A 24,178-nucleotide genomic window follows, 5' to 3' on the forward strand; every position below is an offset into this window, starting at 1 on the left:
TGGCTCTCCCCCCGAAGAATGCGGCGACCCTACCGGACGCCTGAGCGCGTTGGCGGGGGCTTTGCCCACGTCAGGGCAATGGTCAAGAAGTGGCAACGAGATGCTCTGGGGAGCCCAGAAGAAGCCGTTGCCGACTACCGAACGTAGTCATTCTTACGTTCATGGGGGGCTTCACGCTCGACGACATACTGGCGACGCGCAAGCCACGGGACTCCTGGTGGACCGTCTTCGCGGTCGACCCGGTCGCGTGCCGGCTCGCGCTCCTGACCGCCAACCACACCTCGATCACGCCCAACGGGCTGACCGGCCTGTCGATGCTGCTCGGCGTCGCCTCGGCCGCCTGCTTCGCGGCCGGTGAACTGGCCGCGGGCGCGGCGCTGTTCTACCTGAGCTTCACCGTCGACTGCATGGACGGCAAGATCGCCCGGCTGAAGGGCAGCGGGACCTCGTTCGGCCTCTGGCTCGACTACGTGGGCGACCGGGTGCGCGTGGCGGGATGCGCGTTCGGCTTCGCCGCCGGCGAGGGCACCCTTGAGGCCCTGTGGCTGGCCGCCGGGATCGTGGTCCTGGACCTGTTCCGGTACGTCAACGGGCCCCAGCTCCTCAGGGTCAGGGAGGCCTCGCGCGACCGGGTGCGCGCCGCGACCGGCGGCGACCCCGTGTTCGTCGAGGACGTCCTGCTGGCCGACCCGCTGGCCGACGTCCGCGACGACTCCGTCGTCGATCTCCAGTCGGCCTTCCGCCGCAGATTCCCCTGGTTCGACCGGTTCCGCCTGTTCCTCGGGCGGCACCGCGTCCGGACCCATCTCATGAGCGGCATCGAGTTCCACGCGGCGATCTTCGTCGTCGCGCCCCTGCTCGGGGCGGCCGCGATGCTCTGGACCGCGCTCGCCACGGGCGCGCTGCTGGCCGCGTTCGAGGCCGCTCTCGTCTACCGCACCTGGCTGGCGGCCCGTGAGGCCGACCGGGTCGTACCGGAAAGGGTGAAAGTGCTTGTCTGATCGGCCGATCTTCATCGTCGCGTGCCCCCGCTCGGGAACCACGCTCCTCCAGCTCATGCTGCACGCTCACCCGCGCATCGCGATCCCGCCGGAGACGCGCATCCTCGTGCAGGCCTACCTCAAGCGCCGCCGCTTCGGCGACCTGCGCAACCCCGAGCGCCGCCGCGAGATGGCGCAGTGGGTCACCGGCGGCCACCGCACCCAGTTCGGCGACCTGGGCATCGACAAGCACGAGTTCATCGAGCGCGCCGTGGCCGGGCCCGGCTCGCTGGGCTCGGTCGTCGGCCTGGTCTACAAGATGTTCGGCGAGCAGCACGGCAAGCCGCGCTGGGGCGACAAACGGCCGCCGTACATCAAGCACATGGACGCGCTCATCGCGATGTTCCCCGACTGCCAGATCATCCACATCGTCCGGGACGGCCGCGACTGCGTCTCGTCGCTGAAGGAGATGCCCTGGTTCAAGGAGGACATCTACCAGGCGGTCAACCGCTGGTGCGAGGCCATCGACTTCGGCCGCAAGTGCGGCCTCGGCCCCGACAGCTACTACGAGATGCGGTACGAGGACCTGACGGCCGACCCCGAGCTCGAACTGAAGAAGCTGTGCGCGTTCCTGGGTGAGGAGTTCCACCCGGCGATGACGGAGCCGTCGAAGGTCGCCGACACGATCCCGTCGCACAAGTCGTGGCACGAGAACACCCGAGGCGAGGTCACCACCGCGCGCCAGGGCACGTGGGCGACCCGCCTGGAGCCGTGGGAGATCTCGCTCTGCGAGACCGTGATGGGCGAGCGCCTCACCGCCTACGGCTACGAGCTGTCGGGCGCCCCGAAGGCCGAGCGCAAGCACGTGGCCCAGTACGAGAAGACGGCCGCCTACTGGAAGCGCCGCTACCGCAAGCGGGCCGTGACCGAGTGGTTCAACCGCTTCCGCGAGGCCGGCCCGGTCGCCGCGCAGCTCACCGACGGTCAGCGAGAGCTGTCCGGGCTGGGCTCCTGACCCCATGGAGACCCCGGACAGGCCGGTCTTCGTCATCGGCTGCCCCCGCTCGGGCACCACGATGCTGCAGCTCATGCTGCACAGTCACCCGCGGATCGCGGTCCCGCCGGAGACCCGCTTCATGATCCAGGCCTACCACGCACGCCGCGACCACGGCGACATGCGGCGCCCCGACAACCGGCGCCGCCTGGCCGAATGGGTGGCCGGAGGCCGGGACACCAAGTTCCGCGAACTGGGCCTCGACCGCGCCGAGTACGTCCGGCACGCGGTCGAGGCCCCCGGCAGCCTCGGCTCGGTCCTGGGCACGGTGTTCCGCGACTACGCGGCCCGCTTCGGCAAGCCGAGGTGGGGCGACAAGCGCCCGAGCTACTTCAAGCACGTGGGCATGCTGCTGCGCCTGTTCCCGGACGCCCAGTTCATCCACCTGGTCCGCGACGGCCGCGACTGCGTGGCGTCGCTGATGGAGATGCCCTGGTACAAACTGGACGTCTACCACGCGATCGCGAACTGGGCCGAGGCGATCGACTTCGGCCGCCACCACGCCGCCCACCTCCCCGCCGGTTCCTACTACGAACTCCGGTACGAGGACCTGACGGCCGACCCGGAACTGTCCTTGAAGCGCCTGTGCGGCTTCATCGGCGAGGACTACGACCCGGCGATGTGCGAGCCCCGGCACGTCGCCCAGGTGGCCGTGCCGGCCCACAAGGTCTGGCACGCCAACACCCACACGGCCGTCACGACGGCCCGCAGCGGCAGCTGGTCGAGCAGGCTGGAACCCTGGCAGATCTCGCTGTGCGAGACCGTCCTGGGCTCCCGCCTGGAGGCCCACGGCTACGACCTGAGCGGCGCCCCCAGGGCGGCCCGCACCCACCGGACGGCCTTCCGGACGACGGCGGCCAAGAGACGCGGCGCCCGGCTGAAACGCACGGGCCGCGAACGCCTGATCCGCTTGTGGGAACCGGGCCCGATCCCGGCCCTGCTGACCTCGGGCCAGCGAAAACTGGCCGGTCTCCCGCCCCTGCCGCAACAGCAACTGGTCGAATCGTCCTGATCGGAAACGCTCCGCCCTTCCCGGCGGGGCGTTTCCGCGTTCAGCGGCTGAGGTGGGCGAAGAGGAGTTCCCACTGGTCGAGGACGGGTTCCAGGCGGAAGGCGTCCGCGTGGGCCCGTGCGGCGGCGCCCATCTCGGCGCGTCTCGGTTCGTCGTCCATCAGTTCCGTCAGGGCCGTGGCCAGGGCGGTCACGTCGCCCGGCGGGACCAGGACCCCCGTCACGCCGTCGTCGATCAGGGTCCTGACGCCGCCCGACACGTCGAAGGCGATGGCCGGGATGCCGAAGGCCGCCGCCTCGCCCAAGACCAGGGGGAAGCCCTCGTGGTCGCTCGACAGGGCCACCAATGAGGCCGCGCGGTATTCGGTCGGCATCTCGCCCGCCGGGATCCGGCCGCGGAACATGACCTGGTGCGACACGCCCTCGGTCACCGCGTGGAACATCAGGCGGTCGGTGTCGGGGCCGTCGCCGATGAGGTGGAGTTCCCAGTCGGGGCGGCCCGCTCGGGCGAAGGCCGAGATCAGGCGGTCGAAGCGTTTCACGCCGGTCAGGCGGCCCACGCCCAGGATCCGGGGCTTCCGCAGCGGAGAGGGGCGGTGGGGCCAGCCGGCCAGCGGATTCGGGATGTGCCAGGTGTTGGGCAGCAGCGCCGCCTCCGAGAAGCGCCACGCGTCGTCCTCGCTCAGGAAGACGGCCTGGTCGAGGTCGCCGTAGTGGGCCTTGACCGCGCCGAGATGCCAGGTCCCCCGGGCGTGGGCGAACGAGCCGTGGTACTGGCCGATGCCCCGGTGGCCGCCCAGGTGGCCCGACAGGCGGGTCACCACCCCTGGTGAGGTCATCACGAGCAGGCCGGGGGCGATCGCGTCCAAGAGCCGGCGGGCGCGTTTCGTCGCGCCGAAGCGCCAGCGCGGGCCGGGGTTGAGTTCGTGGTGGCCGTAGGCCGGGTCTTCGATGTACGTCACCGGGTCGGCCGACGCGTGCAGGCCGATCACGTGGACGTCGTAGCCGCGCCGGGCCAGGCCCTGGGCCAGCGTGTGGGTGACGCGCTGCATGCCGCCGAGCGCGTCGGCGTCCAGGCAGGCGAAGGAGACGGTGTTCACAGGGCGGCCTCCGTCGGCTGCGGGATCACGGCGACCGGCATCTCGGGCGTCACGCCCTCGAAGAACGCGTCCACCACCCGGGCCGCCGCGTGGCCGCGCTCCTCGGCGCACCACGTCCGGCGGAAGGCCGCGTAGCGTTCGGGGCTCCACGGGTCGCGGATGGCGGCGGCCAGGTCCCGCGTCGTGGTGACGCAGGGGCCGGGGGCGATCTCGGGCAGGTCGTAACAGCTGCCGCGTTCGGTCTTCCGGTAGGTCTCCCAGTCATCGACGAGGAAGACCATCGGCTTGCCGGTCACGGCGAAGTCGCACATCAGCGACGAGTAGTCGGTCACCAGCACGTCGGCGGCCAGCAGCAGGTCGTTGACCTCGGGATAGCCGCCGGCCTGGCGGGCGAACCAGCGCAGGTCCTGCGGGATCACGTGTTTCTCGATCGGGTGGGTGCGCAGCACCAGGATCCACTCGTCGCCCAGTTCGGCGGCCAGTGCGCGCAGGTCGGCGCGGACCGAGGCGCCCGGGGAGTGGTCCCGGTAGGTGGGCGCGTACACGACGATCTTCTTGGCGGCGGGGATCTCCAAAGTCCTGCGCACCCGCGCCGCCGCCTCGGGGTCGCCGTGGAACAGCACGTCGCAGCGCGGCGAGCCGTGGCGCAGGATCGGGCCGGCGTACTCGTTCGAGGGCACGAAGGTGCGTTCGAACTCGGCGCCGGGGGAGACCAGGGCGTCCCAGCGGGCCACGTTCGCGCGCCACTCCTCGCGCGGGCCGGGGAAGTCGCCGCGCAGGTCGGGGGCGTCCAGGCCGATCGACTTGACGCCCTGGCCGTGCCAGGTCTGCAGGTAGCGGGTGCCGCGCGGCTTCGGGAAGCCCAGCGGCATGCCGTGGCTGTCGACCCACCAGCCGGCGCGGGCCATGGTCCAGATGTGCCGCCAGCTCATCCGGCGGACCGTCGTCACGTGCCCGGGGAACGCGCCCGAGGAGCGCGACCAGACGGCGCGCAGGTGCGACCCTCGGCGGACCAGCTCCTCGTGGATGTAGCGCGGGTGGCCGGTGTAGCCCCGGCCGCAGTCGGCCTCGAACAGGACCAGGTCCTTCTTGCGCGGGACGACGCGGATCAGCACCTTGTAGACGGCCAGCTTCACGTCTCTGACGGCCAGCCGCCTGCGCAGCCGCATCGGCAGCCCGGCGGCCCGCAGGGCGTGCGGCCGGATGGACGGCCGCCGCGCGAGGGTCCGGAGCAGGCCGGTCCTGCGCCAGTGCAGCCGCAGCGTCGCGGTGTCGCCGAAGGGGCGGGCGGTGATCTCGTACCCCTTGGTCTTCAGCGCCAGCGGCTCCAGGCCCGCGCCGACCAGCAGCGGGTCGCTGGTGGTGTGGCCGTCGAGCGGGCGGGTGAAGCCCAGGCGCGGTTCGTAGGCGCAGCTGCGGCCCGGCGGGATCGTGGCCAGGTCGAGGGCGACCTCGGTCTGGATCGTCCCGTCGGGCTGGCGGCGCGGCATCAGCCGGATCCGGTGCTTCTTGGCGATGAGGTCGGCCACGGTGTCGAGCCCGACGATGCCGAACGGGTCGTAGGTGGTGATCGACATCGACAGAACCGAGCCGCTCGCGGAGATCTCGGTGACCTCGTTGCGCAGCCGGGCCTCGGAAAAGGGGAGCTCGGCCAGCCGCATCGCGGTGATCTCGAAGGCCGGGTCGGGTTCGGTGCCCCAGTAGGTCAGGCCGTCGACCCTGACCGCGTGCCGGGGCGGCGCCTTCGGGCCGGTCAGGCTGCGGGCGGCCACGCACAGGTCCTCGACCCGGTCGCGCAGCACCAGCTCGCCGCAGACCCGCGTCATCGGGTCGGCCCGCTCCAGTACGCCCTCCTCCAGGCGCTCCAGGTAGGGGCGCACCACGGCGGCCATCTCCTTGGCCCACACCGCGTCGAACCTCGGCAGCGCGTTCAGGTAGACCCGCAGGTCGTGCTGGACGAACCGGGCCTGGCGATGGGCGACCAGGTCGCCCATCCCGGCGTCGCGCAGCGCCTGGTCGGCGCTCTCGGCGGCCGAGACCCGGGCCCGCGCGTTGGCGACGTCGCGCAGGCTCAGCGAGATCGACGGGTTCTCGCCGGCCGCCCGGTGCCACAGGTAGACGGGCCAGGGCACCACCGCGAACCGTTCGGCGCGGGCGTAGAGGCGGGCGGTGAAGACGTGGTCCTCGTAGTGCAGGTCCTCGCGGAAGCGCAGGTCGTGGCGGCGCAGGAAGTCGACGTCGTAGATCTTGTTGGTCGAGAAGCCGTCGAGGAACAGGCCGGGTTCGGCCCGGATGCCCTCGACCACGCGTCTGCGCGCGAACAGCTCCGGGTAGTAGGGCGCGCTCGTCCCGCCGGCCTCGTAGTGGCGCATGATCTGGCCCGCCACGAAGTCGGCGCCGGTCCGCTCGATCTCCGTCAGCAGCGCCTTGCACGCGTGCCTGGGCAGTTCGTCGTCGCTGTCGAGGAACATGACGTAGGGCGCCCGCGCCGCGTCGAGCCCGGCGTTGCGCGGCGCGCCGGAGCCGCCGGAGTTCCGTTCAAGCCGGATGTAGCGCACCCCCGGGAAACGGCCGGCCACGTCGGCGGTGTCGTCGGTGCTGGCGTCGTCGACGACGATGATCTCGAGGTCGCGGAGGGTCTGGGCGTAGAGGGAGTGGACGGCCCTCGGGAGGCGGGCCGCGTCGTTGTAGGTGATCACGACCACAGTCACAGCCGGTCGGGCCGCCATACCCACCCCCCACATCAGATGAAAATCACTGATATGGGATGTTCCCTGACGAAATCGGACGATTGCCCTCTGTAGTCATCTTTTGCCCACGACTTACCGGCGACCCCACCGCCGGACGACGTAAACGATCAGTCCCATCGCGCCGAGCCCGCCCACCACCGGGGCCAGCCGCTTGACCAGAGACGCCCCGGCGGCCTCCCGCAGGTCGAACGCCTCCTCCTCGGCCGTCCGGGAGGTGCGCAGCGTGCCCGACGGGTGGAACTCGTGGATGGGATCGGGGACCACCGTCAGATGCGGCCGCCCCTCCATCAGGGCGGCCAGGTTGGCGGCGAAGCGGGCGCCGATGTCGTCGAGGACCGGCTGCGGAAGGTCGGTCGCGCACGTCGTCACGAGCGTGACCCGGGTGCCCGCGACGTCGTCCACCAGGCGGGCCGCCACGGCCGCGTCGGTGGCGCCGGTCGCGTGGACGCCCTCGACGACCACCTCGACGCTCCGGGCGTCCTTGTCGGCGCTCGCGATCCGGACGGTGCCCCGGTGGTCGACCGTGAGCGGGCCGACCCTGACCCGCATCCTCCCGGTGGCCGTGTCGCCCTCGACGGAGTCGAGTGTGGCGCCGGGGAGGCAGGGGGCCAGCCGTTCAACGTCGAGGAGGACCGACCACGCCTGGTCGACCGGGACCGGCACGGTGAACTCGTGCTCGAATCGCATGGCTCGACTCCGTTCTCTCAAAGCCGCTCCGGAGACAACTACCGCCAAACTCCGAACGTACGCCTGCGAAGTCCCAGATCAACCCCCGGGTCACCGCTTCCGGATCACCTTGGCCAGGATGCCCGCGATTCCCGCCAGTCCCAGACCCCCGATGAGGATGGGCCCGATGATCGCCGGATCGGGCGTCGGGTCGGTCAGATAGCGCACCCCGACCCCCACGAACAGCAGGCCGCACAACAGCGCCATCCAGTCGGTCCGGTGGCCCCTCTTCCGGTCGTTGCGCTCCGGCACGTCAGGCGCCACGGCGCACCTCCACGTCGCCGACGCCCGCCGAGACGTAGAGCTCGATCGTGGCCGCCAGGCCGTCGGGGCTGGTCACGGGGTTGAGGACCCGGCTGATCGAGACGTCGGTGCCGTCGCTGACGTGGTGGTCGATCTTGACGTCGCCCAGGCGGGTGGTCCCGTGCACCTCGATGACGGCGTCGGGTGGCACGACCACCGTGAGCTGTCCCAGCGACACCGAGGCGTCGAACCTGATCCGGGAGCCGGGCGCGAGTTCGAGGTCGGTCAGGTCGAGTTCGCCCGCCCCGACGTCGACGGCGTAGGTGCGTTGGGCGGTCGCGACGGTCGTCGGGTGCCACGCGTAGCTGCCGACCCTCTTCGGAATGCCGGTGACCGACGTGCCGACCACCAGGGCCACCGCGACGATCACGCCGAGCGCGATCAGCCCGGCCCCCCGCCCGAACCAGGCGGCGACGAGCAGACCCCCTCCGATGACGGCCAGCACCGCCCCGCCGACCATCGGCAGACTCACCGATTCGGTCCCGGGCTGCTGCACGGCGACCATGACCCCTCCAACGATCATTGCGAGCACGAATGTCAGGACGCCGACGAAGGACCTGCGCTTCTTGACCTTCGGCGCCTTGGGCGCCTTGGGCGCTCTGACGGGCGGTGGCGGCGGCGGTGGCGCCGGCGCCCTCTTGGCGAACGGACCGTGCGGCGCGAACGCGTCGCCGGCCGCGTAGGCCGCCTGCCTCGCCTCATAGGCCAGGTCGGACAACCGGCGATAACCGTCGGGCGCCTTCGGGCGGGGAGGGGGCGGCGGATAGTCACGGGTGGGCGCCTGCGCCTCGGGCGCCGGCTCCCGTGCCTCGGGGCCGTCGTCGGCCGAGCTCGTCGACGGGTAGCGGCCGAACGACATCCGGTAGGACTCGCGGAAGGACTCCCGCACCGTCTCCCGGAGGTTGCCGCCCGTCGCCCCCGTGGTGAAACCCGCCACCGTGATCGTCGGGGCGGCGGCGGGCACCGACTCCATCTTGGTGGTGCCCCGCCGCCCGGACAGCCGTTCGGGAATCGACGTGATCAGCCCGAGCACGTCGACCCCCCGCGCGTGGGCCGCCAGCAGCGCGATCGCCAGCAGCACCCCCACCACGATCGTCCCCCGGTCGATGCCGCCCGAGGCCAGGTTGATGATCAAGCCGAGCGTGAAGACCGCCACGAGCAGGGCCATCACGGTCTCGGGGTCGAATATCCTGCGCGTCCACTGCTCCACGTAGCCGGGCCCCCCGCCCGGCTCGCGCATCAGCAGGAAGGCCGCGATGTAGAGGAACAAGCCGATGCCCGACCCCAGCAGCAGCACCGCGAAACCGACGCGGAACAGCACCGGGTCCATGCCCGTGAACCTGCCCATGCCGCCGCAGACGCCGACGAGCATGCGCCCGTCGGACGAACGGGCGAGCTGGATCTCCTCGGGTGGTGCCTCGGTCATGGTGCCCATCCTGTCCGTTTTCCTGGGATGACCGCCATCGGGGACGTCCCTGAAAGCCGTCTCAGGGACTCGCCCTGATGCGTACGCGCGAGACGACATGTGACGATGCAGGAGCAATGTCGGATAACCCTGGCGCCGCCGAGGCGTCCCCCAGATTGATGAGGCCCCGGGCGGGGCGCGTGGTCGCCGGAGTCGCCCAAGGGGCCGCGGCTCAGCTGCGCCTCGACCCGGTCGTGCTGCGGCTGGCGTTCGTGCTGCTCACGATCCTCGACGGGGTCGGGGTGGTGGCGTACGCCGCGCTGTGGATGTTCACCGCCACCGAGCAGACCGAGCACCCGCACGGCAGCCGCGACTGGGGCCAGGTGGCCGCCTACGGCCTGCTCGGGTTCGCGTTCGGGGCGCTCGCCCTGGTCAGCGGGGCGGCGGCCGGCGGCCTGGCCATGTGGCCGATCGCCGTCGGCGGGATCGGCTCCCTCATCCTGTGGCAGCAGGCCGAGCCGGGCCGGCGGCAGAAGTGGATGACCTCGACCGTCGGCCGGGTGCGCGCCACCTGGGTGCGGTCGGGCATCGGCCTGCTGCTCGTCGGCGTCGGCGTCATCGGGTTCCTCGCGGCGCAGGACCAGCTCGCCCAGGCCAGCACCGGGCTCGTGTTCACCGCGGTCGTGCTCGGCGGCGTCGCGCTGATCGCCGCGCCGTGGCTGGCCGGGCTGTGGCGGGAGCTGCAGCGGGAGCGTACCGAGAGGATCCGGCAGGAGGAGCGCGCCGAGGTCGCCGCGCACGTCCACGACTCGGTGCTGCACACCCTGACCCTGATCCAGCGCGCCGCCCACGACCCGCGCGAGGTCACCCGCCTGGCCCGCAGCCAGGAGCGCGACCTGCGCAACTGGCTCTACATGCCGAAACAGGACGCCGACGCCACCCTCGCCGCCGCCGTCCGGCGGGCCGCGGCCGAGGAGGAGGACGCCCACGGCGTCCCGATCGAGATCGTCTGCGTGGGCGACTGCGACCTCGACGACGGCCTGCGGGCGATGGTCCACGCGACCCGGCAGTCGATGGTCAACGCGGCGAAGTATTCCGAATCGCCCGTGGTATCGGTTTACCTTGAGGTCGAACCCGGCGAGGCCACCGTTTTCGTCCGGGATCGCGGGAAGGGGTTCGTGCTTGACGACGTACCGGACGACCGCATGGGCATCCGCCAGTCGATCATCGGCCGGATGGAGCGCTTCGGCGGCACGGCCCGCGTCAAGACGGCCCCCGGCGAGGGCACCGAGATCACGCTGACGATGAAGAGGACCACCCCATGAAAACGGTAAGAGTGCTGATCGTGGACGACCACCGGCTGTTCCGGTCGGGTGTACGGGCCGAGCTCGGCCCCTCCATCCAGGTGGTCGGCGAGGCCGAGGACGTGGAGTCGGCCGTGGCCACGATCGCCGAGCTCGAACCCGACGTGGTCCTGCTCGACGTGCACATGCCCGGTGGCGGCGGGGTCGAGGTCCTGCGCCGGGTGCTGGGCTCCGGGGCGCAGGTCCGGTTCCTGGCCCTGTCGGTCTCCGACGCCGCAGAAGACGTCATCGGCGTCATCCGGGGCGGCGCCCGGGGCTATGTGACCAAGACGATCAGCGGCGCCGAGCTGACCGACGCGATCACCCGCGTGGCCGACGGCGACGCGGTCTTCTCGCCCCGCCTGGCCGGGTTCGTGCTCGACGCGTTCGCCTCGACCGAGGCCCCGCCCATCGATCCCGAGCTCGACTCCCTCACGCAGCGTGAGCGGGAGGTGCTCCGGCTGATCGCGCGCGGGTACGCGTACAAGGAGATCGCCAAGGAGCTCTTCATCAGCGTGAAGACCGTGGAGACCCACGTCTCCTCGGTGCTGCGCAAGCTCCAGCTGTCCAACCGCCACGAGTTGTCCCGCTGGGCCACCGCACGCCGACTGGTCTGAGAGCGCCGGGTGTGACACGCTTCACAAATGGGGCGTGACGTACCCGCGACGCAGTTCAGCCGCGACGACCGGCGGCGCTACCGCGACAAGCTGAAGCGCTCGCTCGACGTGCTCGCCCGCATGCTCGGCGAGGCCCGGTTCGACGCCGAGCGGCCGCTGGCCGGGCTGGAGATCGAGCTGAACCTGGTCGACGACCAGGGCGAGCCGGCGATGAAGAACGCCGAGGTCCTCGACGCGATCTCGGCGCCCGACTGGGACACCGAGCTGGGCCAGTTCAACGTCGAGATCAACGTCGAGCCCCGGGAGCTGGGCGGGTCCGGCCTGGTCGAGCTGGAGCAGACCGTCCGCAACAGCCTGAACCACGCCGAGGAACAGGCCCGGACGGTCGGCGGCCACATGGTTCTGGTCGGCATCCTGCCGACGCTGAAGGAGAGCGACCTCTCCGAGGCCACGCTGTCGGCCAACCCGCGCTACAAGCTGCTGAACGAGCAGATCTTCGCCGCCCGGGGCGAAGACCTGCGCATCGCGATCGACGGCGTGGAGCGCCTGCACACCTACGCCGACAGCATCACCCCCGAGGCGGCCTGCACCAGCGTCCAGCTGCACCTCCAGGTCAGCCCGCGGAACTTCGCCGCCCACTGGAACGCCGCCCAGGCCATCGCCGGGCCGCAGGTCGCCGTGGCCGCCAACTCGCCCTACCTGTTCGGCAAGGAGCTCTGGCGCGAGACCCGGCTGAGCCTGTTCGAGCAGGCCACCGACACCCGCCCCGACGAGCTCAAGGCCCAGGGCGTGCGCCCGCGCGTCTGGTTCGGCGACCGGTGGATCACCTCGGTCTTCGACCTGTTCGAGGAGAACGCCCGCTACTTCCCGGCGCTGCTGCCGATCTGCGACGACGAAGACCCGGCGATGGTCCTGGAGGCCGGGGGAGTGCCCACACTCAGTGAGCTGACCCTGCACAACGGCACGGTCTACCGCTGGAACCGCCCCGTGTACGACATCTCCGGCGGCCTCCCCCACCTGCGCGTCGAGAACCGGGTGCTGCCGGCCGGCCCGTCGGTGGCCGACATCCTGGCCAACGCGGCCTTCTACTACGGCCTGATGCGGGTGCTGCCCTTCGCCGAACGCCCTGTCTGGACGCAGATGTCGTTCTCGGCCGCGTCCGACAACCTGCGGGCCGCGGCCCGGCACGGCATCGACGCCCGCCTCTACTGGCCCGGCCTGGGCGAGGTCACCGCCTCCGAGCTGATCCTGCGCCGCCTGCTGCCGCTGGCGCACGACGGCCTGAACCTGTGGGGCTGCGACCCCAAGTGCCGCGACCGCCTGCTCGGCATCGTCGAGCAGCGCTGCCTGACCGGGGTGACCGGCGCGACGTGGCAGGTCCGCAAGGTGCGCGAACACGGCGGCGGCCACGAGGGACTGCGCCGGATGACGCTGGAGTACATGGCCAACATGCACACCAACGAACCCGTTCACCAGTGGGGCTAGAACTCCGGGCTTCTCAAGAAATATCCGCCTTTGGGCGTGCAGGATGAGGGCGTGCAATTACGCAGGCTCCTGGCGATCTCCCTCTTGGCCCTGACCATGTCGTGCGGCTCCGTGACCGCCCCCGATCCCGGAGCCGGAGCGGCTCCCGAGGTGACCACGCCCGACCAGATCGAGACCGACCTCGACCCGCCCACCGACCCTCCGGCCTCCGACTGCGACGTCAAGGGCGAGAACTTCTCCGAGGACGTCCGCCTGGCCCGGTGCCTGACCGAGGAGTTCTGGACCGAGCAGTTCACCGCCTCCGGCGGCACCTACCAGCCGATCACCCGGTTCGTGGAGTACAACGGCGACGACGGCCCCGACTGCGGGGGGCAGCCCTCCGTGCCGAACAACGCCTTCTACTGCCCCGACGGCCACTTCATCGCCTACGACGCGACCTGGCTGCAGGGCCTGTACGACCAGCTCGGCGACGGCGCCGTCTACGTCGTGATCCCCCACGAGTTCGGGCACTCCGTGCAGAACCAGCTGATGTCGAACTTCGAGTTCTCCGTCCAGGCCGAGCTCCAGGCCGACTGCTACGCCGGCGGGACCCTCAAGGGCCTGATCGACGGCAAGCGGCTGCAGGCGCAGGAGGGCGACGACGCCGAGCTGATGGCGAACCTGGAGAACGCCGGCGACCCGACCGACGCGTGGTGGGAGCCGGGCGCGCACGGGACCGCGCAGCAGCGGCAGCTCAACTTCGCGCGGGGCCTCGAAAGTGGCGTCGGGGCCTGCTGAAAGGGCAGACCTACCTGATGGCTCACGCGATGGCGAGTGGACAGGCCCGACGGCGACGGGTGCGGCGACCGGGGGCGGCGCTCGGGGCGGCGGTGGGGGTGCTGGCCGTGGCCAACGTCCTCAACAACACGGTGGCCCGCCGCTACGCGCCGCTGACCTCGGCGGTGGCGACGGGCGCGCTGCTCCTGATCGCCCGCCGGGCCGGGACGGGGGCCCGTGACCTCGGCTTCGCCTCACCCGTCAAGGGCGCGCTGATCGGCGGCGGCCTGGCCGCCGCCGTGGCGGCCGGCTACACCGGCGGCGTGCTGCTGCCCCCGACGCGCCGCCTGTTCATGGACGAACGGGCGCTGGCCCTGACCAGGGCCCGGCTGTTCGAGGAGGCGCTGCTGCAGGTGCCGGTCGGGACGGTCCTGCTGGAGGAGGTCGCCTTCCGGGGTGTGCTCCCGGAGCTCTTCGGCCACTCGTTCAAGCCCCGGACCGCCTCGGTGGCCTCCAACCTGCTGTTCGGGCTGTGGCACGTGCTGCCCGCCCTCGACATGGCCCGCGCCAACCCGGCCGCCGCCAGGGCGGGCACCCCCCGCCTGGTCGCCGGGACCGTCGCCACCACGACCCTGGCCGGCCTGGGCTTCCACGAACTGCGCCGGCGCGGAGGCCTGCTCGCCCCCGCGCTGCTGCACCTGGCGACCAACTCGCTCGGCTTCGTCGCGGCCCGGGGGGCCCGCCGGATGGACGCCAGGAGGATCCGCCGCTCAGCCGGTTGACATCACGTGGAACGACTCCGCGTACGTCCCCTCCGGCAGCCCCCCGGCCTGCGCGTTGGCCGACAGGAAGCCCTTGACGAAGCCCTCCATGTCGTCCATGTGGCCGGTCTGCGACTCGTGGGCGCGCAGGGCGGCGAGCTTGCGGTCGAGCGTCGCGGTCACGTCGACCCAGTGGTTCGGGGTGGGGGAGCCGATCATCCAGACCTCCCGGACCGTCCAGGCCTCCAGGCCCTCCTCGGTGAGCAGGTCGGGGAAGGCGTAGGGGTTGCGGGCGTCGGGGTAGACCGCGTCGAGGGTGGCCGAGCCGACCGCGCGGTGGTCGGGGTGGGTCGGGCCCAGCCGCACGTAGTTGCGCTCCGGCGTCGAGGTGATCACCAGGTCGGGCCGGACCTGGCGGATCACCCGGGTGATGTCCTTGCGCAGCCCCAGGGTCGCCTCGACGGCCCCGTCGGGATAGCCGAGGTGGCGGATGTCGGTCACCCCGACCTGCTTGGCGGCGGCGGCCTGTTCGGCGCGGCGGAGCTCGGCCATGCCCACGCCGTCGACGGCCCGGTCGAAGCCCCCGGCGTCGCCCGAGGTGGCCAGGAGGTAGACGACCTGGACGCCCCGGTCGGTGAGCGAGGCCACGGTGCCCGCGCCGCCGAAGTCGATGTCGTCGGGGTGGGCGGTCACCACCAGCACGGTCCGGATCTCCGCGGCGTCCAACATGGGTCCTCCAAGAAGTCGATTGCCGATGTTCGTTCACTTGAGCGAACTGTCGCTGCGCGGCCCTACGCTAGACGGGTGACCCATCCCTTGCTTGACGGCCTCAACCCCCAGCAGAAGGAGGCCGTCGTCCACCAGGGCGGCCCGCTCCTCATCGTCGCGGGAGCCGGGTCCGGCAAGACCAGGGTTCTGACCCATCGCATCGCCTACCTGCTGGCCGAGCGCGACGTCCACCCGGGCGAGATCCTCGCGATCACCTTCACCAACAAGGCCGCCCGCGAGATGAAAGACCGGGTCGACAAGCTGATCGGCCCGCGCTCCAAGGCCATGTGGGTGATGACCTTCCACAGCGCCTGCGTCCGCATCCTGCGCCGCGAGGCCAAGCGCCTGGGCTTCACCACCAGCTTCTCCATCTACGACCAGGCCGACTCCCAGCGGCTGATGGCCCTGGTCTGCCGCGAGATGGACCTCGACCCCAAGCGCTACCCGCCGAGGTCGTTCTCCGCCCAGGTCAGCAACATGAAGAACGAGCTGATCGACTACGAGACCGCCGCCGACAAGGCGCAGACCCACCTCGAGAAGACGCTAGCCGAGGCCTACCGCACCTACCAGCGCCGCCTCACCGAGGCCGGCGCGATGGACTTCGACGACCTGATCATGCTCGCGGTCACGCTGTTCCAGCTCTTCCCCGAGGTCGCCGAACACTACCGGCGCCGGTTCCGCCACGTCATGGTCGACGAATACCAAGACACCAACCACGCGCAGTACACGCTGGTCAGGGAGCTCGTCGGCGTCGAGCCGCTGAAGCCGGCCGGCGAAGACGCGATCGCCCCCGCCGAGCTCGTGGTGGTCGGCGACGCCGACCAGTCGATCTACGCCTTCCGCGGCGCCTCGATCCGCAACATCCTGGAGTTCGAGCGCGACTACCCGTCGGCCAAGACGATCCTGCTGGAGCAGAACTACCGCTCCACCCAGACGATCCTCAACGCCGCCAACGCGGTCATCTCCCGCAACGAGAGCCGCAAGCCCAAGAACCTCTGGTCCGACCAGGGCGCCGGCCCCAAGATCATCGGCTACGTCGCCGACAACGAGCACGACGAGGCCACCTTCGTCGCCCAAGAGGTCGACCGCCTCTCCGACGACGAGGGCGTCACCCCCGGCCAGGTCGCGGTCTTTTACCGCACCAACTCGGCCTCCCGCGTCTTCGAAGAGATCTTCATCCGCACCGGCCTGCCCTACCGGGTCGTCGGCGGCGTGCGCTTCTACGAGCGCAAAGAGGTCAAAGACCTGCTGGCCTACCTGCGCGTGCTGGCGAACCCGAGTGACACGGTCTCGCTGCGCCGCATCCTCAACGTGCCCAAGCGCGGCATCGGCGACCGCGCCGAGTCGATGGTCGAGGCGTTCGCGTCCAGGGAGCGGATCTCCTTCTGGGAGGGCCTGCGCCGCGCCGAGGAGGCCCACGGCATCGCGACCCGCTCGCTCAACCAGATCCGCGAGTTCGTGACCCTGCTCGACGATCTGCGGGCGAAGGAACTGCCGATCTCCGACCTGGCCGAGGAGATCCTGACCTCGACCGGCTACCGCACCGAGCTCGAGACCTCCGGCGACCCGCAAGACGAGAGCCGCATCGAGAACCTCAACGAGCTGATCTCGGTCGCCTCCGAGTTCGAGGCGGCCAACCCCGAGGGCACCCTGGTCGACTTCCTGGAGCAGGTCTCCCTGGTCGCCGACGCCGACTCGATCCCCGACCCCGACGGCGAGAGCGGCGGCGTGGTGACCCTGATGACCCTCCACACCGCCAAGGGCCTGGAGTTCCCCGTGGTCTTCCTGACCGCGATGGAAGACGGCGTCTTCCCCCACATGCGATCCCTGAGCGACCCGAAGGAACTCGAGGAGGAGCGCCGCCTCGCCTACGTGGGCATCACCCGCGCCGAGAAGCGCCTCTACCTGTCCCGCGCCGCCGTCCGCACCGCGTGGGGCGCCCCCTCCTTCAACCCGGCCTCCCGCTTCCTCGCCGAGGTCCCCCACGACCTGGTCGAGTGGCGCAACGACCCGAAGAAGAACGCGTGGGGCGCCGCGACCAAGCGCGAGACCCGCCCGCTCGCGAGCCGCGGCGGCGGCAAGCCCGCCGTCCGGTTCACCGCGGGCGACCGCGTGACCCACGACCAGTTCGGGCTGGGCACGGTGCTCGAGGTCGAGGGCGAAGACGAGAAGACCCGGGCGAAGATCGACTTTGGCAGCGCGGGCGTGAAGACCCTCATGACGCACTACGCGAAGAGCCTCGAAAAGCTGTAAAAGCAAGATCCGGGAGTGCGAAATGCGATATTTCCTGACGCGTACACCCGAGAGACGAGGATCACATGGCCGGCGAACTGATCGACGTGCACGCCCACTTCGTGACCGGTGACTACATCGCCGCCGCCACCGAAGCGGGGCACGTCACCCCCGACGGCATGCCCCGATGGCCGGCCTGGACGCCCGAAGACCACTTGAGCCTGATGGACGTCAACGGCATCCAGAAGTCGTTCCTGTCCGTCTCCTCGCCCGGCACCCACTTCGGCGACGACGTGGCGGCCCGGAAGCTCTCGCGGCAGGTCAACGAGTACGCCGCCGACCTGGCCAGAAGGCGCCCCGACCGCTTCGGCCACTTCGCCTCGCTGCCCCTGCCCGACGTCGAGGGGGCGCTGGCCGAGCTCGCCCACGCCCTCGACGAGCTGGGCGGCGACGGGGTGGCCCTGATGAGCAACGCCCACGGCCGCTATCTCGGCGACCCGGCCTACGAGCCGCTGTGGGAGGAGCTCGACCGGCGGCGGGCGGTGGTGTTCGTCCACCCGACCTCGCCGGTGAACCACGAGCAGGTCGCCATCGGGCGGCCGAGGCCGATGCTGGAGTTCATCTTCGACACCACCCGGACCGTCTCCGACCTGGTGTTCACGGGTGTCCTGACCCGGCATCCGGGCATCAGGTGGATCTTCACCCACGGCGGCGGGACCCTGCCGCTGCTGTCCGACCGCATGGAGCTGTTCCGGACCGCCTTCTTCGGCGGCTCGCCCGATGACGCGTCGGTCGTCGAGCAGGTCGGGAAGCTGTGGTTCGACATCGCCGGAACGCCCTTCCCCCGGCAGGTGCCCGCCTTGGAGAAGGCCTTCGGCGCCGAGCGGGTCCTCTACGGCAGCGACTACTGCTTCACGCCGCCTCCGGCGGTGGCGGCTCAGGTGGCGTCGGTCGACGCGACCTGGCGGGCGCTGACCACGGCCAACGCCCGCCGGCTGCTCGACCGCTGAGGTTCAGGCCGCTACGCGGCCCACCGGCTTGGCCCGCCGGAAGTCGAGGCCCTGGAAGTCGACGTCGTCGCGGTCCACGACTCCGTCGGCCGGCGGCTTGACCGACACCTTCGTACCCCATGAGACGAACCGGCTGTCGGCCGAGACCGCAGGGCCGGTCAGGCCGACCGTCGAGGCCTTGGTGGTGGTGACGATGCGGGTCACCAGGCCCTTCGCGTTCACGTAGAGCTTGAAGGACAGCGCGGCCCTCTTCTGGGCCGGCGATGGGCCACCGAAGGCGCCGAACCCCTGCAGCCACTTCGAGCTGGTCCAGAGTTCGCCAAGGGTGATCTTGCCGACGTACACCGAACCGACCCGGTTGCTCTTCTGCAGGAGTCGCTGCAGCGTGGTGGCCTCAAGGGGGTTGATGAGCTGGCCGAAGACGCCGGGCACGCCTGCCGCCGGGCCGCCGGGGAAGCGCAGCCACGTCTTGTCCCCGGGCAGGAAGGTGGCCAGGAAGCCACCCTTGATGTAAGCGGTGGCGCCGATCTTGATGACCCGTTCCGGTTTCAGCACGGCCCGCAGATGTTCCGGCAACGCCGCCATGTCGGCGGCCTTGAGCGGGAACCTGCTGCTGATGTCGGAGGCGGTCACGCCGGCCCGGCCGAACTGGAACGTCCCCGTCCGCCGGCTGAAGATCGCCGTGCCCCGGCGGAACGTGTCGGAGTACTTCACTCCGTACCCGGTCTTGTACTGCGTCTTGAGCGCCGCGACGGGGTTGGGGGCGGCCTGCGCGGGCGCCGCGCCGACCGCTGTGATCGCCGCGGTGCACGCCGCAATGGCGAGGATTCGCCTCATTGGGGGTTCCTCCGGATAAGTCCCTATATGGGATAGGGGGCGGGGAGGATTCTGCCGGACCGTTTATCTCAAATCGATCACTTATCGCGTCTTTTCACAAAGTTCACACTCGAAACACCAACAAAGCCCGTCAGGCCGAGGCTCCACCGAGACGTCCGGGCAGCCGGGTTACAGTGCGAACCATGGAATCCAGGATCAGGATCGTCGTCGCCAAACCCGGGCTCGACGGTCACGACCGCGGGGTGAAGGTCGTCGCCCGCGCCCTGCGTGACGCGGGCATGGAAGTCGTCTACACAGGTCTGCACCAGACCCCGGAGCAGATCGTCCGCACCGCCATCCAGGAGGACGCCGCCGCGATCGGGCTGTCGATCCTCTCCGGCGCCCACATGACCCTCTTCGCGAAGGTGATGGAACTCCTCCGTGAACAGGACGCCACCGACATCGTCGTCTTCGGCGGCGGCATCATCCCCGAGGAGGACATCCCCGAGCTGCAGAGCATGGGCGTGGCCGGCATCTTCACCCCCGGCGCGACCACCGAAGAGATCGTCGAGTGGGTGAAGGCGACGATCCCCGCCTCCGTCTGAGTCGCCCATTCGGTACGTATCCGGGAGCCCGCACACCCCCATCCCGGACGTCTAGTACATAACGGTAAAGTCGGCAACCCCCAAACGCCCCCCTATGACCGCGCCACGCACGGCCTGGGGCTAGGCTTTCTGCGCGGAAATGCCAGGCAGGACGACGGCGCCCTGTCCAGTGGCGCCCTCGACATTCAAAGGGACGGACCCTCGTGGACCTGTTCGAACATCAGGCGAAGGAGCTCTTCGCCGCGTACGGCATCCCGGTGCCGCGCGGAATCGTCGCGCACACCGTGGCTGAAGCACGGGCGGCGGCCGAACAACTGACCGGGCGGGTCGTGGTCAAGGCCCAGGTCAAGACCGGTGGCCGTGGCAAGGCCGGCGGCGTGAAGGTGGCCGACGACGCGAACGACGCCGAGGCGAAGGCCAAGGCCATCCTCGGCATGGACATCAAGGGCCACACGGTCCACAAGGTCCTGATCGAAGAGGCGAGCGCCATCGCGGAGGAGTACTACTTCTCCTTCCTGCTCGACCGCGCGAACCGTACCTTCCTCGCGATCTGCTCCGCCGCCGGCGGCATGGACATCGAAGAGGTCGCGCACACCGCCCCCGAGAAGGTGGCGAAGGTCCCGGTCAACCCGATCGACGGGATCGACCGGGCGCGGGCGCGTGAGATCGCCCAGGCCGGCGGGCTGCCCGAGAAGTCGCTCGACGGGGCCGCCGAGCTCATCGAGCGCCTGTGGGCGGTCTTCGTCGACGAAGACGCCTCGCTCGTCGAGGTCAACCCGCTGATCCTCACGGCCGACGGCCAGGTGAAGGCGCTCGACGGCAAGGTCACGCTCGACGCCAACGCCGACTTCCGCCAGAAGGACCACGAGGTCTTCGTCGACAAGGCGGCCGAAGACCCGCTCGAGGCGCGGGCCAAGGAGAAGCACCTCAACTACGTGAAGCTCGACGGCAACGTCGGCATCATCGGCAACGGCGCCGGTCTGGTCATGTCCACCCTCGACGTGGTCGCCTACGCCGGCGAGCAGTTCCCCGGCTCGCCGAAGCCGGCCAACTTCCTCGACATCGGCGGCGGCGCCTCGGCCGAGGTGATGGCCAACGGGCTGGAGATCATCCTGTCCGACCCGGCCGTGAAGTCGGTGTTCGTGAACGTCTTCGGCGGCATCACCGCCTGCGACGCGGTCGCCGACGGCATCGTCAGCGCCTTCAAGCTGCTGGGCGACCGGGGCGAGGCGGTCACCCGCCCGCTCGTGGTCCGCCTCGACGGCAACAACGCGGCGCTGGGCCGCGAGATCCTGCAGAACGCCGCCCTCCCGGGCGTCGAACTGGTCGACACCATGGACGACGCGGCCAAGCGCGCCGCCGAACTCGCCGCGGTAGGTGCGTAATGGCCATCTGGCTCACCGAGAAAAGCCGAATCATCGTCCAGGGCATCACGGGGTCCGAGGGCACCAAGCACACCCTGCGGATGCTGGCCTCCGGCGCCAACGTCGTCGGCGGCGTGAACCCGCGCAAGGCGGGCACCACCCACGAGGGCCTGCCGGTGTTCGCGACCGTCGCCGAGGCGATGGAGAAGACCAAGGCCGACGTCAGCGTCATCTTCGTGCCGCCGGCCTTCACCGCCGGCGCGGTGAAGGAGGCGATCGACGCCGAGATCCCGCTCGCGGTCGTCATCACCGAGGGCGTGCCGATCCACGACACGACCGAGTTCTGGGCCTATGCCACCGCCAAGGGCAACAAGACCCGGATCATCGGCCCGAACTGCCCCGGCATCGCCTCGCCCGGCGCCTCCAACGCCGGCATCATCCCCGCCGACATCACCACCCCGGGCCGCATCGGCCTGGTCTCGAAGTCGGGCACGCTGACCTACCAGCTCATGTACGAGCTGCGCGACTTCGGCTTCTCGACGGCGGTCGGCATCGGCGGTGACCCGGTCATCGGCACCACCCACATCGACGCCCTCCAGGCGTTCCAGGACGACCCGGGCACCGACGCCATCGTCATGATCGGCGAGATCGGCGGCGACGCCGAGGAGCGCGCGGCGGCCTACATCGAGAAGAACGTGACCAAGCCCGTCGTGGCCTACGTCGCCGGATTCACCGCCCCCGAGGGCAAGACGATGGGCCACGCCGGCGCCATCGTGTCGGGTTCGGCCGGCACCGCCCAGGCGAAGAAAGAAGCGCTGGAGAAGGTCGGCGTCCGCGTCGGCAAGACCCCCAGCGAGACCGCCCGCCTGATGCGGGAGATCATGCAGAACCGCTAGTCCTGTTGTTCAGGCAGATTCCAAGCGCGAGCCACAGCCGGCCTTCGGCCGTCCGCGTCTCGCGCCCGAGAACCCCGGCGCCAAGCGCCGGGGTTCTCGTTTTCGTAAGGACAAACGGGACGGCCCTTCGGCGCGGCGTGACCCTGTTACGGCCCGCCCTTGAGAGCATCGGCTACTGTGACGGCGCTTCTCGACCAGATTCGGACAGTCCCCCGGGCCGTCTTCGGCGACGACGACCGGCGTCCGCTGCCGGTCTCCGGAATGCTGGCCGCGGCGGGCACGCTCGGCATCGGCCTGGCGGTTCTCACCACGCTGACGCTGATCGGCTGGATCGCGGCGCCGCGCGGCACGTTTGGCGCGGGGCTGCCGGGGGTGTTCCGGACCGCCTGCCAGCTGTGGCTGGCCGCCCACCACGCCGGGTTCGAGATCCCGGGCGGCGGCCGGGTGGGCCTGCTCCCGCTGGGCCTGATGATCCTGCCGGGCACCCTGCTCTACCGGGCCGGGCTGTGGATGGCCAGAGACGCCGACCTGCGGCTGCGGCTGCCCGCGCGGCTGCCGAAGGGCTCGTCCAAAGACCTGGCGAACGCCCGCCGCAAGGCCCAGCTCATCCTGATCGCCCGCGCCGGCATCTCGCTGGCCGCGCCCTACGCCCTGCTGGCCGGGATGATCGCGCTGGTGGCGCGCAACGAGGTGACCCAGCCGTTCGTGGCCGAGGCCCTGATCAGCCACCTGCTGCTGGCGTTCCTGGCCGGTTCGGTGGCGGTGGCCCGCACGATCGGGCCGTGGCGGGCGATGGTCCGGCTGCTGCCCGAACGGCTGCGCTCGGTCGTGGTGGGCACCTTCGTGGCCGTGTCGCTGATGCTGGCGGCCGGGCTGCTGCTGGTGCTCGGCATGATCGCGGTGAAGTTCGGCGAGATCAGGGCCCTCACCGACGCGCTCAGCCCCGGGCTGGTGGGCGGGGCGCTGCTGGCGCTGGTCGAGGTGCTCTACCTGTTCAACGCGGGGATCTGGGGGATGGCGTACATCACCGGACCCGGGTTCGCCATCGGGGCCGGCACGCTGGTCGCGCCGACCGGGGTGAAGCTGGGCGCGATCCCGTCGCTGCCGCTGCTGGGCGCGCTGCCCGAGTCGGGCCCGGTGCCGCCGTGGCTGATGGCCGTGGTGGCCGTCCCGTTCGCGGCCGGGGCGGTGGCCGGGGTGGTGGTCGCCCGCATCGCGCCCACGCCGTCGCTGGAGGCGGCGCCGCTGTGGGGGTTCGTCTGCGGAGTGAGCTCCGGCGCGGTCGCCGGGCTGCTGGCGGCGCTGTCGGGCGGCCCGCTGGGCGGCGCCCGCATGGCCGCCGTCGGCCCCTCGGCCTGGGAGGTCGCCTTCTCGGTCATGCTCGAAGTGGGCGTGGCGGCGGGCATCTCGGCCGGGCTGGCCAACTGGTGGCTGATCTCACACACGCCCGCGCAGCAGCCGATCGCCGAGGTCGTCACCAAGGTCAAGAAGAAGCGCAAGGCCAAGAAGGAGCCCCTGCCCGGCCACTGGATGGACGCCACCGAGGCCGACACCATCCCGATCCCGGTGATCCGCGACGTCGAGCCCGACGACCACGCCGTCGAGACCTTCGCCCGCAAACGCTCAACGCCGATCAGGCCCGACGACGACGAGGAGCCGATCGACGATCCGACCGGCGCCCACGTCACCTATCTGAACAGCAAGAACGACTAGCCGGGCAGCGGCATGTTCGCCGGCCAGGGCATGCCCAGCTTGGCCTCCAGCGCCGTCTTCAGCTGGGTGGAGCACTCGGTCTGCGCCGTGACGGTGCCGGCGCCCTTCAGGCACTCCGTGTACGCCGTCAGCTCGGTCCCCAGGTAGACCTGCACGGCCGTGGTGACCCCGCCGAGCAGGAAGGCCAGCGTGGAGATGACCAACGCGCCGGTCGCCATCCCGGTCGACTGGCCGCCCTTCTTGAGGGTCCGCAGGTCGCGGACGCCCACGATGAGGCCGAACACCGACAGGGCCAGGCCCATCGTCGGCACGAACAATGTGAAGATCAGCGCCATGAGAGCGAGGGCCAGCGCCCGGCGCCCGCCCATCTCCGCGGCCGTCTGCAGTGGTGTGGTCACGATCTCCCGCCTTGCTGATAGGGCCTTCACGCCGCACGACGGCGTGACCGATACCCTTTGTCACGCACCCGTTCACTTCCCCGAA

The 24,178-nt window shown here is 70.7% G+C and carries 22 protein-coding genes; 14 read left to right on the forward strand and 8 right to left on the reverse strand.

Annotated elements, in window-relative coordinates; translation table 11 throughout:
* Window positions 1-161 precede the first annotated feature (161 nt).
* The 3 genes from FDA94_RS04660 to FDA94_RS04670 are packed head-to-tail and all read left to right on the forward strand — an operon-like array spanning window position 162 to window position 3,046.
* Entirely contained in the window at window positions 162-1,001 is an 840-nt protein-coding gene (locus tag FDA94_RS04660) for a CDP-alcohol phosphatidyltransferase family protein (protein WP_137245747.1), read from the forward strand.
* The gene (locus FDA94_RS04665; RefSeq protein ID WP_137245748.1) at window positions 994-1,995 is read left to right on the forward strand and encodes a sulfotransferase family protein; all 1,002 of its coding nucleotides are present in this window, start codon (window positions 994-996) and stop codon (window positions 1,993-1,995) included. The genes FDA94_RS04660 and FDA94_RS04665 overlap by 8 nt, the downstream gene beginning before the upstream one ends.
* Window positions 1,996-1,999: 4 nt before the next feature.
* Window positions 2,000-3,046: a sulfotransferase family protein gene (locus FDA94_RS04670; protein ID WP_137245749.1), complete on the forward strand. Its 1,047-nt coding sequence runs from the start codon at window positions 2,000-2,002 to the stop codon at window positions 3,044-3,046.
* A gap of 40 nt (window positions 3,047-3,086) precedes the next feature.
* Here the strand turns inward: FDA94_RS04670 and FDA94_RS04675 are convergent, their stop codons facing one another.
* The 5 genes from FDA94_RS04675 to FDA94_RS04695 form a co-directional block, all read right to left on the reverse strand.
* Window positions 3,087-4,145 carry a glycosyltransferase gene (locus FDA94_RS04675; protein ID WP_137245750.1) on the reverse strand — a complete coding sequence of 353 codons (1,059 nt, stop codon included), beginning with the start codon at window positions 4,143-4,145 and terminating at the stop codon, window positions 3,087-3,089.
* On the reverse strand, window positions 4,142-6,856 hold the full coding sequence (locus FDA94_RS04680) for a CDP-glycerol:glycerophosphate glycerophosphotransferase (RefSeq protein ID WP_246059511.1): 2,715 nt from the start codon (window positions 6,854-6,856) through the stop codon (window positions 4,142-4,144). Before FDA94_RS04680 ends, FDA94_RS04675 begins: the two co-directional genes overlap by 4 nt.
* 111 nt (window positions 6,857-6,967) lie before the next feature.
* Window positions 6,968-7,582: an SRPBCC domain-containing protein gene (locus FDA94_RS04685; RefSeq protein ID WP_137245752.1), complete on the reverse strand. Its 615-nt coding sequence runs from the start codon at window positions 7,580-7,582 to the stop codon at window positions 6,968-6,970.
* Between the two features lie 90 nt (window positions 7,583-7,672).
* Window positions 7,673-7,885: a hypothetical protein gene (locus FDA94_RS04690; protein ID WP_137245753.1), complete on the reverse strand. Its 213-nt coding sequence runs from the start codon at window positions 7,883-7,885 to the stop codon at window positions 7,673-7,675.
* The gene (locus FDA94_RS04695; protein ID WP_170990781.1) at window positions 7,875-9,350 is read right to left on the reverse strand and encodes a PspC domain-containing protein; all 1,476 of its coding nucleotides are present in this window, start codon (window positions 9,348-9,350) and stop codon (window positions 7,875-7,877) included. The genes FDA94_RS04690 and FDA94_RS04695 overlap by 11 nt, the downstream gene beginning before the upstream one ends.
* Window positions 9,351-9,508: 158 nt before the next feature.
* On the opposite strand from FDA94_RS04695, the gene FDA94_RS04700 reads away from it, so the two are divergent.
* Genes FDA94_RS04700 through FDA94_RS04720 form a run of 5 tightly spaced genes read left to right on the forward strand, consistent with a single transcriptional unit; the run spans window position 9,509 to window position 14,312 of the window.
* On the forward strand, window positions 9,509-10,654 hold the full coding sequence (locus FDA94_RS04700; protein WP_246059513.1) for an ATP-binding protein: 1,146 nt from the start codon (window positions 9,509-9,511) through the stop codon (window positions 10,652-10,654).
* On the forward strand, window positions 10,651-11,289 hold the full coding sequence (locus FDA94_RS04705; RefSeq protein ID WP_030451408.1) for a response regulator: 639 nt from the start codon (window positions 10,651-10,653) through the stop codon (window positions 11,287-11,289). Before FDA94_RS04700 ends, FDA94_RS04705 begins: the two co-directional genes overlap by 4 nt.
* Window positions 11,290-11,316: 27 nt before the next feature.
* Window positions 11,317-12,774, forward strand: coding sequence for a glutamate-cysteine ligase family protein (locus tag FDA94_RS04710; RefSeq protein WP_137245756.1), 1,458 nt, complete (start codon window positions 11,317-11,319; stop codon window positions 12,772-12,774).
* A gap of 51 nt (window positions 12,775-12,825) precedes the next feature.
* Window positions 12,826-13,551, forward strand: coding sequence for a neutral zinc metallopeptidase (locus FDA94_RS04715; protein ID WP_246059515.1), 726 nt, complete (start codon window positions 12,826-12,828; stop codon window positions 13,549-13,551).
* A 59-nt stretch (window positions 13,552-13,610) separates the two neighbouring features.
* Window positions 13,611-14,312: a CPBP family intramembrane glutamic endopeptidase gene (locus FDA94_RS04720; RefSeq protein ID WP_246059516.1), complete on the forward strand. Its 702-nt coding sequence runs from the start codon at window positions 13,611-13,613 to the stop codon at window positions 14,310-14,312.
* Here FDA94_RS04720 and FDA94_RS04725 read toward each other — a convergent pair.
* Window positions 14,301-15,020 (reverse strand): PIG-L deacetylase family protein, encoded by a 720-nt coding sequence (locus FDA94_RS04725; protein WP_137245757.1) that lies wholly within the window; start codon window positions 15,018-15,020, stop codon window positions 14,301-14,303. The two genes, FDA94_RS04720 and FDA94_RS04725, sit on opposite strands and share 12 nt — an antisense overlap.
* A gap of 75 nt (window positions 15,021-15,095) precedes the next feature.
* Between FDA94_RS04725 and pcrA the strand changes: the two genes are divergently transcribed.
* Window positions 15,096-17,312 (forward strand): DNA helicase PcrA, encoded by a 2,217-nt coding sequence (gene pcrA / locus FDA94_RS04730; RefSeq protein ID WP_246059518.1) that lies wholly within the window; start codon window positions 15,096-15,098, stop codon window positions 17,310-17,312.
* Window positions 17,313-17,377: 65 nt separating this feature from the next.
* A complete protein-coding gene (locus FDA94_RS04735) occupies window positions 17,378-18,301 on the forward strand; it encodes an amidohydrolase family protein (RefSeq protein ID WP_137245758.1) in 924 nt (307 codons plus the stop codon).
* Between the two features lie 3 nt (window positions 18,302-18,304).
* Here FDA94_RS04735 and FDA94_RS04740 read toward each other — a convergent pair whose 3' ends face one another.
* On the reverse strand, window positions 18,305-19,138 hold the full coding sequence (locus tag FDA94_RS04740; RefSeq protein ID WP_137245759.1) for a hypothetical protein: 834 nt from the start codon (window positions 19,136-19,138) through the stop codon (window positions 18,305-18,307).
* A 182-nt stretch (window positions 19,139-19,320) separates the two neighbouring features.
* Between FDA94_RS04740 and icmB the strand changes: the two genes are divergently transcribed.
* The 4 genes from icmB to FDA94_RS04760 all read left to right on the forward strand — a co-directional run bounded on the left by icmB (window position 19,321) and on the right by FDA94_RS04760 (window position 23,695).
* A complete protein-coding gene (gene icmB / locus FDA94_RS04745) occupies window positions 19,321-19,722 on the forward strand; it encodes a coenzyme B12-dependent isobutyryl CoA mutase small subunit (protein WP_137245760.1) in 402 nt (133 codons plus the stop codon).
* Window positions 19,723-19,925: 203 nt separating this feature from the next.
* The gene (sucC, locus tag FDA94_RS04750) at window positions 19,926-21,107 is read left to right on the forward strand and encodes an ADP-forming succinate--CoA ligase subunit beta (RefSeq protein WP_137245761.1); all 1,182 of its coding nucleotides are present in this window, start codon (window positions 19,926-19,928) and stop codon (window positions 21,105-21,107) included.
* Window positions 21,107-21,982: a succinate--CoA ligase subunit alpha gene (sucD, locus tag FDA94_RS04755; protein WP_137245762.1), complete on the forward strand. Its 876-nt coding sequence runs from the start codon at window positions 21,107-21,109 to the stop codon at window positions 21,980-21,982. The genes sucC and sucD overlap by 1 nt, the downstream gene beginning before the upstream one ends.
* A 177-nt stretch (window positions 21,983-22,159) precedes the next feature.
* Window positions 22,160-23,695 carry a cell division protein PerM gene (locus tag FDA94_RS04760; protein WP_137245763.1) on the forward strand — a complete coding sequence of 512 codons (1,536 nt, stop codon included), beginning with the start codon at window positions 22,160-22,162 and terminating at the stop codon, window positions 23,693-23,695.
* Here the strand turns inward: FDA94_RS04760 and FDA94_RS04765 are convergent.
* A complete protein-coding gene (locus FDA94_RS04765) occupies window positions 23,692-24,093 on the reverse strand; it encodes a hypothetical protein (RefSeq protein WP_137245764.1) in 402 nt (133 codons plus the stop codon). The two genes, FDA94_RS04760 and FDA94_RS04765, sit on opposite strands and share 4 nt — an antisense overlap.
* Between the last annotated feature and the right edge of the window lie 85 nt (window positions 24,094-24,178).

Origin of the sequence: Herbidospora galbida (genome assembly GCF_005233835.1) — a bacterium.
GTDB lineage: Bacteria > Actinomycetota > Actinomycetes > Streptosporangiales > Streptosporangiaceae > Herbidospora > Herbidospora galbida.